Annotated in this window: 8 protein-coding genes, 1 tRNA gene and 1 pseudogene; 5 read left to right on the top strand and 5 right to left on the bottom strand. The window is 68.6% G+C overall.

Features of this window, described 5'->3' with window-relative positions:
* Window positions 1-35: 35 nt before the first annotated feature.
* From SLUN_RS15110 to SLUN_RS41155, 3 genes are read left to right on the top strand one after another with little or no spacing between them, the layout of a single operon-like run.
* Window positions 36-524, top strand: a complete 489-nt coding sequence (locus SLUN_RS15110) for a hypothetical protein (protein WP_108148982.1) — start codon at window positions 36-38, stop codon at window positions 522-524.
* A gap of 17 nt (window positions 525-541) precedes the next feature.
* A complete protein-coding gene (locus tag SLUN_RS15105; RefSeq protein ID WP_108148981.1) occupies window positions 542-2,782 on the top strand; it encodes a DUF6571 family protein in 2,241 nt (746 codons plus the stop codon).
* A gap of 27 nt (window positions 2,783-2,809) precedes the next feature.
* Entirely contained in the window at window positions 2,810-3,487 is a 678-nt protein-coding gene (locus tag SLUN_RS41155) for a hypothetical protein (RefSeq protein WP_254710185.1), read from the top strand.
* Window positions 3,488-3,624: 137 nt separating this feature from the next.
* Here SLUN_RS41155 and SLUN_RS15095 read toward each other — a convergent pair whose 3' ends face one another.
* From SLUN_RS15095 to SLUN_RS15085, 3 genes are read right to left on the bottom strand one after another with little or no spacing between them, the layout of a single operon-like run.
* Complete coding sequence (locus SLUN_RS15095; RefSeq protein WP_108148980.1) at window positions 3,625-5,724, bottom strand: serine/threonine-protein kinase; 2,100 nt, start codon at window positions 5,722-5,724, stop codon at window positions 3,625-3,627.
* Window positions 5,725-5,746: 22 nt separating this feature from the next.
* The gene (locus SLUN_RS15090; RefSeq protein ID WP_108148979.1) at window positions 5,747-7,954 is read right to left on the bottom strand and encodes a serine/threonine-protein kinase; all 2,208 of its coding nucleotides are present in this window, start codon (window positions 7,952-7,954) and stop codon (window positions 5,747-5,749) included.
* Entirely contained in the window at window positions 7,954-8,856 is a 903-nt protein-coding gene (locus SLUN_RS15085) for a protein kinase family protein (RefSeq protein ID WP_108148978.1), read from the bottom strand. The genes SLUN_RS15090 and SLUN_RS15085 overlap by 1 nt, the downstream gene beginning before the upstream one ends.
* Before the next feature lie 174 nt (window positions 8,857-9,030).
* Between SLUN_RS15085 and SLUN_RS15080 the strand changes: the two genes are divergently transcribed.
* Complete coding sequence (locus tag SLUN_RS15080) at window positions 9,031-9,480, top strand: VOC family protein (protein ID WP_108148977.1); 450 nt, start codon at window positions 9,031-9,033, stop codon at window positions 9,478-9,480.
* Between the two features lie 258 nt (window positions 9,481-9,738).
* On the opposite strand, the gene SLUN_RS39450 is transcribed toward SLUN_RS15080, so the two are convergent.
* Window positions 9,739-10,158 (bottom strand): hypothetical protein, encoded by a 420-nt coding sequence (locus tag SLUN_RS39450; RefSeq protein WP_159100256.1) that lies wholly within the window; start codon window positions 10,156-10,158, stop codon window positions 9,739-9,741.
* Between the two features lie 334 nt (window positions 10,159-10,492).
* Window positions 10,493-10,564 (bottom strand) — tRNA-Cys (locus tag SLUN_RS15075).
* A 170-nt stretch (window positions 10,565-10,734) separates the two neighbouring features.
* Here SLUN_RS15075 and SLUN_RS15070 point away from each other — a divergent pair.
* Window positions 10,735-12,219 (top strand): annotated as a pseudogene (locus SLUN_RS15070) (MFS transporter).
* Window positions 12,220-12,361 lie beyond the last annotated feature (142 nt).

The raw sequence follows: 12,361 nt of genomic DNA, 5'->3' as shown, positions 1-12,361 counted from the left end.
GTGTCTGTCCGACGGCACGCACGGGGGGAGCCTTCATGGCGTGGGATGAGTGGGAGCAGCTCAAGAGTGCGGCGGCCGACCGGGAGTCGGCCGGGATGCAGCTGAACCAGGTGCCGGTGGACCCGGGCGGCGGTAGCCGCACCGGCCCGGGCCCGGGCGATCTGGTGATGAACCAGGACGACTTGGGGGCCGTCGGCCATCAGGCCTTCATCCTGCACGGCGACCTGAGCAAGGGCGCAGATCTCGCCGGCGCGGGGATGGACAAGCATGGCACGGGGTCCACGATGCAGGCGTCCAGCGAGCTCTCGACCCACAACTTCGCGCTCGGCTCGGCCCTGTCGACCACGCTGACCATGTGGGACAGCTCCCTGAAGACCCTGCTCCAGGCCTGTGCCCACATCTCGAACCATCTCGACTACACCAAGGCGTTGCACGCGAACGACGACGCCAAGATCGCGGCTTCGCTGAAGCACAGCGACGGCACTGCGGAGTCCTGGTCCAAGATCAACGAGTACTTCAAGTAGGCACGGGGGGAACAGCGGTGGGCAGCCTCGCTCTCACAGATGTCACCGAGGTCAATCTCGGCAAGCTGGGCACGGCTGTCGCGGACTGGAAGAAGACCGTCGACAACCTCAAGAAGCTGGCGCAGAAAGCCGAGGACGGCATGTACGCCAAGTCCGAGAGCGCGCGCTGGGAGGGTACGAACGCGACGGTTACCCGCGACTTCGTACGGAAGACGAAGAAGGAGTTCGCCGACGCGCACGCCCAGGCCAACAGCACATACCAGATCCTCGACGACGCCCACCAGGAGCTCGTCAAGATCCAGCAGAAGGTGAAGACCGCGATCGAGGTCGACGCGGCGACCATGGGCGTCCGGCTCGAGGACGCGGGCGGCGGGGCGGTCCGCTGGTTCTTCCCGCACATCCGGGGCGACAGCGACGAGCATACGCAGGCACAGCGAGACGCGGCACAGGCACTGGCCGACCGGGTTGCGGGCCTGATCGGGCACGCCATGGAGATCGACGCCTCGGTGGCGCGGGCGCTCGGGAAGACGCACGGGAACGATACGGGCAACTTCGGGCACAAGAACTACGAGTCGCTCGACGACGCGCAGGAAGAGCGCGCGAACGAGCTCGCGCAGAAGAGTCTGCGTATGTACAAGGAAGGCAAGGAGCTCTCGGAGGCCGAACTCAGGGAGCTCCAGACGCTCATCAAGTACAACGCCAAGGACCAGCCTTTCGCCGAGGCGCTGTACCGCGATCTCGGCCCTGAAGGAGCGCTCAGGTTCCAGGCTCAGCTCTCCCTCGACGGCACGGCCGACGGCGGTACGCAGCTCCAGCTCGCGCGAAGTATCCAGGACAGCATGGGAGTTGCCCTCGCTACCGCGCAGCCGAAGCTGGGCGACGAGTGGACCCAGGACCTGATGAAGCTCGGCCGGAGCAACCTCGACCTGCAGATGTCCGGAAACCTAATCGAACCCAAGGGCTACCAGGTCCTTGGCACGCTGCTCCGGCACGGCGAGTACAGCAAGGAGTTCCTGGACAAGGTCGGGAACGACATGATCGCGTACGAGCGGGAGATGGACGGGGGCGCCTGGTCGCGACCGGACGGCAGCTACACCGGGATGAAGGGCTTCGGTCTGAACGCGGACAAGGACGGGGGCGGGGGCTGGGACCCCCTCACCGGTCTGCTCGAGGCGTACGGCCACAACCCCGATGCCTCGACCGCCTTCCTCAGCGCGAATGTCGCCGGTCCCGGCGAGAGCATGACGAACCTCGATTACCTGATGGGCATGGGCTCCGACGGCAAGGGCGAGGGCGCCCGGACGTGGATCCCGGACGTGACCGCGCCGATCAACGCCGGCGAGGACAAGGTGTTCGGGAAGGACGCGCTCGGCCATGCGCTGGAGGCGGCGGTCACGGGAATGCCGTACGACCATGGTGACGTCGACAAACACCCGGAACACACCCCGGAGCGCCTGGAGATCATGGAGAAGGTGGTCAACTCCTTGGCGGGGGACCCCAAGCTCATGCACGACAGCATGGGGGACAGCATGGGGCGGATGGCGGGCGAGTACATGCCCGAGATAAACAACACGCTGCGGCAGAGCAACGAATTCGCAGAGTTGTACGGGAATCCGCACAACTTCAATGCTTTGTCGACGGTGGAGTTCCTGGATGTCGTCGGCAGAAACCCGGAGGGGTACGCCGAGGCGACCCTCGGGGCGGAGAACTATTCGGCGGGGCGTATGAACGAGCTGGTGAACCACTCGGACCAGTTCGCCGGCTCCGTGTCCGACAACCTGGGGCACGTCGCCTACGGAACGGGAACCATCGAGGGCATCCTGAGCGGTGCGCGGCACGATGAGATCGTCACCGGCGGGCAGTTGAGCGACCAGGACTACAACGATCAGCTGCAGAAGCGTGCCGACATGTTCAACTCGGTGTTCGGGTCGACGGTCGGGCTGGCCACCGAACGGGTTCCGATCGCCGGGGAAGTCATCAACGGTGTCACCGAGATGGTCGTCGGCGAGGTGGTCGAGAGCGCGCAGCGCAACACCTCCGCCGAGACGGCGCACACCGCCGGTGAAAGCTCGTTCAATGCCCGGCAGAACGCCCTCGACCAATCAAGTAATGGTCTGGCGGTAGCGGGGATTCCGGACGGCGCCGACCCCACGAACGTGCGTCGGATGGTGGACAACCAGACCGATGCAGGTATGGACCACGGCAAGGTACTTCACCGTGAGGCCAAGGACCACTACGAACGCAACCCTCCGGAGTAGCCGAGCATGTCGCCAAGAGGAATGTCCATGCGGGGGAAGGTCGTCTCCCTCGCCGCTGTGTTGGCCGTGGTGGCCGGAGGCCTCGGTGTGTGGCTTGCGGCGGGCGGCGGAAAGGCGGACTCGAAGCCGCTGAGCGCGCCGGCGAAGCCTTGCTGGGACGGTACGCCGAGTCGTGCGTCGTTGCAGAGGCTGCTCGGTCCGGGGACGAAACTGCTGCACGAGCAGACCGCATACCGAGCCGTCGAGGACCACTTCTCGAGCCATTGCGAGTACGAGGCCCTCGACGGCAAGGACCTGGGCACCGTCCTCAGTGTTGGTATCCGCTGGGAACAGGATCTACCCAAGGCCACCGACCCCCTGGGCGCCGATGCACGCCCCGGTGACAAGGCGACGGAGTTCGACGCCGGTGCGCGCGCGTACTACCTGCGGGCAACGAGCCGCGTGTACTTCGAGTGCCGACCCAACTATCCGGCAGGCACACCGGCGTACATGAAGCAGGACAAGTACGTGATGATCGATGTCCTGTCGCGGCCCATGGTCTCCGCCGGCCTGACCGCGAAGGAAGCCCGGAAGACCGGACTCGACATCGCTCTGCAGCTCGCGAACCGGGTCGCGGAACAGGCGGGTTGCACGAACGACACCAACCTTCCGACAGCAGCACCTGAAGTCGGCGAGGTGAACTGGCCCAACTTCAAGAGGAGTTGAGGTGCGAGGGTGTCGTGGCTGTGCTTCGGCGGCGGTGGTACTCGCGTTGGAAGATGGCCCAGGTGCTGTGTGACCCGCGCTGCCCGCCTTTCATCGGCGGCGTACCCGATACGGAGCAGGGCCTGCGCCCTGCCGGCTCAGAACACCGGCAGGGCGATCAGCGCGGCTCCGTCCATGACGAAGATGCGATTGCTGTCTCCCGTGATCCAGTGCAGGGCACGCCTGGTCAGGGGATACGTCCACACCTGCTTCTTGCTGTCCGCGTCAAAGGCCACCACCCCGCCGAGTCCGGTGTTGAGGTTGTCGACGCCCCACACGCTGCTGCCCTGGAGGACGACCGACACGCTGCCTGTCGTCACCCCGTGCCAAGCCTCGCTTCCGTCCTTGCCGTTGAGGCCCGAGATGTACGAACCCTGGGCGGCGTAGACAGTCGTCCCATGGACCGTTGAGGGACCCCAGGCGTTCACGTTGTCAAATGCGTCGGTACTGGTCTTCTTCCACAGCTCTTTGCCGTCGGCGATTCGGCGCGCGGTCCAGGTTCTGCCGTTGAGATACACCGTGCTTCCCGAGATCTTCGGAACAACCCTGAGGCCGTCGGCAGCGGACTGGGACGGGAGGTCCCACTTCTTGCGACCGTCGGCTGTGTCCACGGCGATGACATCGCCCGCCAATGTGGCTACCACCAGCACGCCTTGGGCCGCGGCGCCTCGTGGTCGCGCCTTTGGGCCGAGGTCGCCGGAGATCCGGGCCGTCCAGCGGACAGTGGCATCCGAGCGGCCGATGCTCCGCAGCCGGCCGCTCTTCGTGACGACATACACCGCTTCGTCGTCAGCCGCGAGGAGAGTGGTTGCCTCGGCTGCCGGGGCGGACCACTTGGGTTCACCGGTGGAGGCCACGAAGGTCACCAGCGATCCCTTGGTGTCGACGGCTGCGATCAGCGCGTCCGACAGCGAGCAGTACAGGGCTGCCGCATCGACGTCGGGCGCGGTCCAGCGGTGCTTTCCGTCCACGACACTGTGAGCGGCGAGGCCGCCTGCCCTGGCCCCGAAGACGACCACATCGCGTACCGGCAAGGGCGCGGGCGAGTCCTTGGCGAGAACCGGCATCGGCCCCCACAGGGGAGTGGGTGCCTCGCCGATGACGAAGTCACCCTTGTCCGCGGACAGAATGCGCGCATCAGGAGTCCTGACGGCAGGGGGAATGGCAAAGGGCCCCGGCTTCTGCCCTGTTTCCCGCTCTCGCAGCCACCATGCCGCTGAACCACCGCCGGCCGCGATCACGGCACCCCCGGTGGCTAGAGCGGTGATCAGGCGGCGCCGTGAGACTCGGCGAGGGTCCCCGTGCGCGGCCACCACCGTTGTCAGCTGGTGCACCGTGCGCTCGCGCTGCTTGATGTCGCCGGCCAGGGGGCCGTGGCGCCAGATGCGTTCCGCGCCTCTCGGCGGTGCGAAGGCCGCTGCGATCTGGCCGGGAGTGGGTCTGAGGGCGGGGTCCTTGGCGAGGCAGGGGGCGATGAGCTGTCGCAGGTGTTCGGGCAGGTGGCTCAGCCGGGGTTCGCCGTGGACGACTTCGTACTGCACGGCGGCGACATGGCCGCCGTCGTAGGCGCGCTGTCCGCTTGCCGCGTACGCCAGTAGTGCCCCCAGGGAGAACACGTCGGCGGGTGGACCGACGCGGTGGCCCATGACCTGCTCGGGGGCGCCGTAGCCGGGGGTGACGGGGACCTCGCCGGTGGTGGTGAGGGTGAGGCCGTGTTCCGGGCGGGCGATGCCGAAGTCGATGACGCGCGGGCCGTCCGACGTCAGGACGATGTTGGCGGGCTTGAGGTCACGGTGGACCAGCCCCGCCGTGTGGATGTCCGCCAGTGTGCGGGCGATCGCGGCGGCCAGGGCTCGTACGGTCGGGTCGTCGAAGGGCCCGTGGGCGTCGATGGCCTGGTCGAGCGTCGGTCCGGTGAGGAACTCGGTGGCGATCCACGGCCGTCCGCCCTCCGTGTGGGCGCCCAGGACGCGGGCAACACCCGTACTGGTGACGGCTTGGGCCATCTGCGCCTCACGGACGAAGCGCAGTGCGAGGTTCTGATCGTGGGCGAGTTCGGGTCTCAGAACCTTCACCGCTGCCGTGCGTCCGGAGTTGTCCTGGCCGAAGTACACCTTGCCCATACCGCCTTCGCCCAGCACACCCAGAAGGCGGTACGGGCCGAGCCGGAGCGGGTCACCGGTGCCGAGCGGATTCATGGGGAGGCTGCTTTCTCTGAAGTCACTGGAGGGGGTAGGCGGCGACGAACGCCTCGCCGACGGCGATGATCCGCCCGGCGGACGCGTGGGCGAAGAAGCGGTCTCCAGCGGCTTTGTAGGCCTGGGTGGCTGTGCCGGTGCGGATCTCGATCGCCCGGAGCTGGGCGGCGCTCCTGCTGTAGACGTACCGGGTACCGATCACGGGCGGGGTGGCGAGGTCTGCGCCGGCCCCTTTGCCGCCCTTCTCCGCCCACCGCAGTTTTCCGGTGGCGGCGTCGACGGCGACGACTCCGACGCCTTCCTCAACCGCGTACACCACGTTGTTCTTGACCATGGGCGGCCCGGTCCGGCCGGAACGGTCGTCGCCGGCATTCCATGCCTCGCCGCCGTCGCTCAGGCGCAGGGCACGCAGCGGTCCCGCACTGGGGAAGATGTACCGGTCGTCGACGGTCAGCCTGCCCTTGAGGGTGTCCGGCTCGGAGACGGCCAGCGGCTGGTCCCAGTGGAGCTTCCCGGTACGGGTGTCGCGGACCTGGATCCTGACCTTGCCGTCGTTGGTCTCCTGCATCAGCACGAGGCGGTTGCCGACAACCTGACCGGCCAGGAAGTGGAGCCGGGTCGACTTGTCGGGCCGTCGCGGCAGCGGCTGACGCCAGCGCTCCTTGCCCGCGCGGACGTCGACGGCAAGCAGGAACCATGACTGGTCACTGGTGAAGCCGGGATAGTCCTCCGAGCCCTTGCCCTGGCCGGCGGCGAGATAGAGGACACCATCAGCGACACACAGCAGTTGGTTCTCGTAGATGTCCTCGTTGAACTCCTTGAGCCGGGCAACGGGAGGTTCCAGATCTCCCGACGACGGGCCGGCAGCAGTGATGGCGAGGGGCTCGTTGTCACCCATGGGCGCCGTAGGAAAGTAGAGCTGCTTGCCGTCGGTGACGACCTCGTGGGTGCGGTTCTTGCCGAAGGGTTCCCACGTGACCTTGCCGCTCCGGGCATCGATGGCGCGCATGCTTCCCATACCGTCCGACACGGCCACCAGGTCACCCAGGATGAGGGGGGTGAGCGGCATGCCATGGAGGAGGACATCGGGGGAGAGCTGCACCTGCCACAACAGGTCCCACTTGGGCGCTGCTGAAGCGCTGGGCGTCTGACTCCCGTGCGTGGCCTTGCCGTTGCCCTCGCCACTGCCCTGTCGCCCGAGCCATGTCCAGGTTCCCGCCCCGGCGGCTGCCACGCCGAGTACGGACCCCCCGCCCACCGTCAGCAGTTTCCGGCGGGATATGGCGGGTGACACGGGGACCGTCGGCGGCTCTGGTGAGGTGTCCGCCGGTGGCGGCAGGCGGTAGGGGCGGACGCGCCAGACCTCGGCTGCTCGGCGGGCAATGTCGGTGAGCAGCGCTTGGGGGAGGTGGTGGGCGAAGCCCGTTGTGGAGGCGGACAGTTGGGCTGCGAGTTCCGTCGTGGTGGGACGGTCTGCCGGGGCCTTGCTGAGGCAGCGGGCGAGCAGTGCGGCCAGGGATGGGGAGGCGCCGGTGAGATCCGCGTCCGCGTAGCGCACGCGGTAGAGCAGGTCCGCCGGCTTGCCGGAGCCGAACGGGCCGTGGCCGGTGGCGGCGTAGGTGAGGACCCCGGCCAGGGCGAAGACGTCGCCCGCCGGGGTGTGTTCCTGGCCCGTCGCCTGCTCCGGTGACATGAAGGCCGGGGTGCCGGCGGCCGCGCCCGTGCGCGTCAGGCGGTCGTCGCCCATCGCTCGCGCGATGCCGAAGTCGATGACCTTGGGACCGTCCGCCGTGATCATGATGTTGGACGGTTTGAGGTCGCGGTGGACGACGTCGGAGTGGTGGAGCTGGCTCAGGGCGGCACACAGCAGGGCGCCCAGGGCACGTACCGCGGGCTCCGGGAGCGGTCCCGAGAGGGCGATCGCGTCGTCGAGGGGTGGGCCCAGGACGTACTGGGTTGCCAGCCACGGGGTTTGGGCGAGGGGGTCGGCGTCGAAGACCTGCGCGCCGTGGAGGGGGCCGATGACGCGGGCCGCGTCGACTTCGAGGCGGAAGCGGGTGCGGAAGGCGGGGTCGGTGGCGATGCGGGCGTGCATCGTCTTCAGCGCGACGGTGCGGCCAGGGGCCGAGCGGGCCAGGTAGACGGTGCCCATGCCGCCGCTGCCCAGGCGGGCGATGAGGCGGTAGACGCCCAGCTGGTGCGGGTCGTCGTGGGTGAGCGGGGAGAACATCAGCCGTCAGTCCCGGGAGGAAGGAGGGTGGGGAGTTCGGCGGCCAGGACCTGCGCCGACTGGCGGGCCAGCGCCGCGACCACCAGGGCGGGCAGGGGGAATGCGGCGGCGGTGTCCAGGACAGTGCCCTGAGGTGCTGTGCCGGGCGCGGACGACGTCAGGTCGCCGAGGACCTGGTGTGCCTGGGGACGCATGGCCGGGTCGCGGGCCAGGCAGGCGGTGATCAACTGCCGCAGGGAGGCGGGGAGTTCGTCGCGCTCGGGGACGGTGTGGCCGGTGCTCGCGTACGACAGGACCGCGCCCAGCGCGTAGACGTCGCCCAGCGGGCGGGGGCGGCCGCCCTGGGCCTGCTCCGGGGCCAGGCTGCCGGAGTCCAACCCCGCCAGACCGGCGCGCTGTTCACTGTCCGCCGCCGCGGAACGTACCGCCCCGAAACAGGTGAGCCGCGGGCCCTCGGCGCTCACCAGGACCGCGGCAGGGCACAGGCCCGCGTGCGTAACACCCTGGGCGTGGGCGGTGGCCAGCGTCTGCGCGAGGGCGGCGCCCAGAGAACGCACGACCGCCTCGGGCAACGGACCACCCTGAGCCTCGAGCACCGCGGGCAGCGGGAGTGCGGGAACGTACTGCGCCGCGTGCCAGGGGAAGCCCGCCGTGCCGCCGGCCTCCGTGACCGGCAGCAGCCCCGGTATCGACAGGCGACGGGCACCCTCCGCCTCCACCGCCCACCGCGCCGGATCGGCGCCGATCCGCGGGAGACAGGCGATGACCGTACGGTCGCCGTCGGCGCTGCGGGCGATGAGACGGCGTTCGGGAACCGTTGCAGCCGTGCCCTCCGCATCGAGCCGGGCCAGGGTGATGTAGGGCCCGATCTGCGGAGGGTCGTCCAGACGTAGGCGTTCCATGCGCAAATTTCCCCCGGTGTGTGCTGAGCGGCACGAGCCTACTCAAACGCCGGACCGGAGAAGGAGGGAGGTGGCCGAGGCCCGAGCGATGAGTTCCGGTGCCCGGACCGGTCTACCCCTCAGGACCGGCCGGACTGGCAGCCGCATGCGCGGCTCATCGCAGAGGAGAACCCCATGACGACAGCGCAGCCGCAGAAGATCACGACCTTCCTGTGGTTCGACAACCAGGCGGAAGAAGCCGCGCAGCACTACACGTCGATCTTCGGCGACTCCCGCGTGGTCAACGCAACCGCCATGTCCGTCACGTTCGAGCTCGCGGGGCAGCAGTTCATCGCGCTGAACGGCGGCCCGATGTTCACGTTCAACGAGGCCATCTCGCTCTTCGTGGACTGCACGTCCCAGGAAGAGGTCGACGAACTCTGGGCGAAGCTCAGCGACGGCGGGGAGGAAGGGTCGTGCGGCTGGCTGAAGGACAGGTTCGGGCTGTCGTGGCAGATCATCCCGAAGGTGCTGACCGATCTGCTGAGCGACCCCGACCCGGTCAAGTCCGAGCGGGTCATGAAGGCGATGCTCGGGATGAAGAAGATCGACGTCCAGGGACTGAAGGACGCCTACGAGCAGTGAGCGCGGCGCATCGAGGTTCTACGTGGACGGCCGTGACCGGAATCGGACCGGCGTAGCCCGCATTCGACTCACTGAGCCACGCCGCCTCCTCGTCTCGCATGGTGAGCAGCGGAGCCCCGTTGGCCGGCACAGGCGGAATCGGGACCAGGTCGCCGGCTACCCATCCCGGCGGGGGCAGCACTTCCGCAGTCGCACTTGCGGCCTCTTCTCAGGCAGAGAGACGAGGCCGCAAGTTTCTCGATGCGCAATCCGTCAGATCTACGGGTAGTAGATGTCTCCGTCGACCCAGTCACTGACGAGACCGTTATCCCCTACGATCCCCAGTTGCACCTTTACCCAGGCAGCTCCACCCGGGAAATTCGCAGGAGCAGTGAACTCAAATCCCTTGCTCGTTCCTGTTCCCCGTCCGCAAGCTGTGCGGGTCTCGTAGACGTCAGGTGCGGGGGTGGGGTCCGGGATGGTGAACGCTACCCTCACGCACCCTGTCGTGTTGGACTTCACCGTCCCGGTAATGAGTACAGACCGATTGTAGAATTCGATACTGCCGTTCGTGTAGCCGTGGGCAGCTGAGGACTCGCTGAAAGACTGCGGGGCCGCCGATGCTGTCCCTATGCCCAGCGCCGTGATAAATGCCGTGCATGCGGCTACCGTGCTCGCGCCTGCTGCCATCTTCTTCAAAGTCCACTCCTTTTTGATTTGCCTGCAAGTGCCCAACCTGATCTGCGCGAAAGCCCTTGTTGGCTTCACGGCAGTACTGGACGCTCACCTCTGTGCGCGAGTGCCTGCCCCCGCATCCCCTATTACCCGCAGAGGCCTGGAGGGTTCACGACGGGCATGCGGCCGTTGGTCCTGGGGTGGGAAGGGGCTGCCTCGCTGCTGGTCCACGGAGTTCCTGAGCGAGCCTCATGGGCCTCATAGGTTGGTCGTCCAGACCCAGACGGAAGACCACGAAGGGCGGTCCCACTCGGGACCGCCCTTTGTCTCCTGGCAGCTCAGCGCCATTGGCTACCGGAGGCCGTGACCGGAATCGAACCGGCGTAACTCGCTTTGCAGGCGAGCCCCTCAACCACTCGGGCACACGGCCGTGTGACTCCAATGACCCGACCGTAGGCGGGGCCGGGACCCCGCTCAAGGGTCCGGCCCGGGACGCAATGCGACTGCCATACGCCGTTCATGGTCGTACGACCAAGGGACCAGTCGCTGCCCGTCCAGCGACAGGGCTCATCCCGTTCCATGCCCCTTACTCTGGGGCGCATGACCGCCCTCGAACCACGTGACGCCGAGGTCACGCCGCCGACCGACGACCGAGACGATGACAGAGACAGTGACGTGGTGCCCGACGGACAGGGCGTCCTCGGCAAGGCGCATCGCGCGCTCAGCGTCGGCATCGTCTCCGTCGTCCTGCTGATCGCCTTCGAGGCGACGGCCGTCGGCACGGCGATGCCGGTCGCGGCGCGGGAGCTGCACGGCATTGAGCTGTACGCCTTCGCGTTCTCCGCGTACTTCACCACCAGCCTCTTCGCGATGGTGCTCTCCGGGCAGTGGGCCGATCGATACGGGCCGCTCCGGCCGCTCGCCACCGGGATAGCGGCCTTCGGCGCGGGTCTGCTGCTGTCCGGCACCGCGGGCACGATGTGGCTGTTCATCATCGGGCGGGCCGTGCAGGGGCTCGGCGGCGGGCTGGTGATCGTCGCGCTGTACGTGGTCGTCAGCCGTGCGTACCCGGAACGGCTGCGGCCGTCCATCATGGCCGCGTTCGCCGCGAGCTGGGTGATCCCCTCGGTCGTGGGGCCACTCGCGGCCGGGACGGTCACCGAACACCTCGGCTGGCGCTGGGTGTTCATCGGCATCCCGGCGCTCGTCGTCTTCCCGCTGGCGCTCGCGCTGCCGGCGATCCGGCGGATGGCGTCGGGTCCCGCCGATCCCGCCGCGCCGCCGCAGCCCTTCGACGGGCGCAGGATCCGGCTGGCCCTGGGCATCTCGCTGGGCGCCGGGCTGCTTCAGTACGCGGCCCAGGATCTGGGGTGGCTCTCGCTGCTCCCCGCCGCCGCGGGCGCGGCGCTGCTGGTGCCGACGGCGCTCGGGCTGCTGCCGCGGGGCACGTACCGGGCGGCGCGGGGGCTGCCGTCCGTCGTACTGCTGCGGGGGATCGCGGCCGGGTCCTTCATCGCGGCGGAGTCCTTCGTGCCGCTGATGCTCGTCACCCAGCGGGGGCTGTCCCCGACGATGGCCGGGCTGTCGCTGGCGGTCGGCGGGGCGACGTGGGCGCTGGGCTCGTACGTACAGTCCCGGCCGCGCCTGGAGGCGTACCGGGAAGGGCTCATGGTGACCGGGATGGTGATGGTCGCGGCGGCGATCGCGACCGCGCCGAGCGTGCTGATCCCGTCGGTGCCCGTGTGGATCGTCGGCGTCGCGTGGGGGGTTGGCTGCTTCGGCATGGGCATGGTCATCGCCTCGACGAGCGTGCTGCTGCTGAAGCTGTCGGCGCCGGGGGAGGCGGGCGCGAATTCGGCGGCGCTGCAGATCTCGGACGGGCTGTCGAACGTGCTGCTGCTGGCGGCGGGCGGTGCGGGGTTCGCCGCGCTGGGCGGGGGAGCGGTGGGGTGCGGTGCATGCGGCGGGTCGTCGGTGCGGCGGGTTCGCACCCGGGGCGTTCGCGGTGGTGTTCCTGCCGATGGCGGGGTGGCGCTGGTGGGGGCGTGGGTGGGGACGCGGCTACGGGCGGAGAGCGCGTCGTGATCGAGGTGGCCATGGGCAATCTCGAGGATGTGGGCCAGATCGCCCGGCGTTTGCGCGCCTTGCACGAAGCGGTGTGAGCTGAGTCGCACCCTGGGGGGAACCGGCGGTGTTCGAGCCGGGTCGCAACCGGGCCGCCGGTAGG

The sequence above is a fragment of the Streptomyces lunaelactis genome (assembly GCF_003054555.1).
Taxonomy (GTDB): Bacteria; Actinomycetota; Actinomycetes; order Streptomycetales; family Streptomycetaceae; genus Streptomyces; species Streptomyces lunaelactis.
The sequence above is the reverse complement of the archived record's forward strand: the minus strand, read 5'-3'. Positions and strand labels throughout refer to the sequence as shown.

Bases quoted from the DNA above. Each gene is read 5' to 3' on its own strand.
- SLUN_RS15080 (WP_108148977.1), top strand. From the start codon at position 9,031: ATGACGACAGCGCAGCCGCAGAAGATCACGACCTTCCTGTGGTTCGAC.
- SLUN_RS15090 (WP_108148979.1), bottom strand. From the start codon at position 7,954: ATGTTCTCCCCGCTCACCCACGACGACCCGCACCAGCTGGGCGTCTAC.
- SLUN_RS41155 (WP_254710185.1), top strand. From the start codon at position 2,810: ATGCGGGGGAAGGTCGTCTCCCTCGCCGCTGTGTTGGCCGTGGTGGCC.
- SLUN_RS15110 (WP_108148982.1), top strand. From the start codon at position 36: ATGGCGTGGGATGAGTGGGAGCAGCTCAAGAGTGCGGCGGCCGACCGG.
- SLUN_RS15085 (WP_108148978.1), bottom strand. From the start codon at position 8,856: ATGGAACGCCTACGTCTGGACGACCCTCCGCAGATCGGGCCCTACATC.
- SLUN_RS15095 (WP_108148980.1), bottom strand. From the start codon at position 5,724: ATGAATCCGCTCGGCACCGGTGACCCGCTCCGGCTCGGCCCGTACCGC.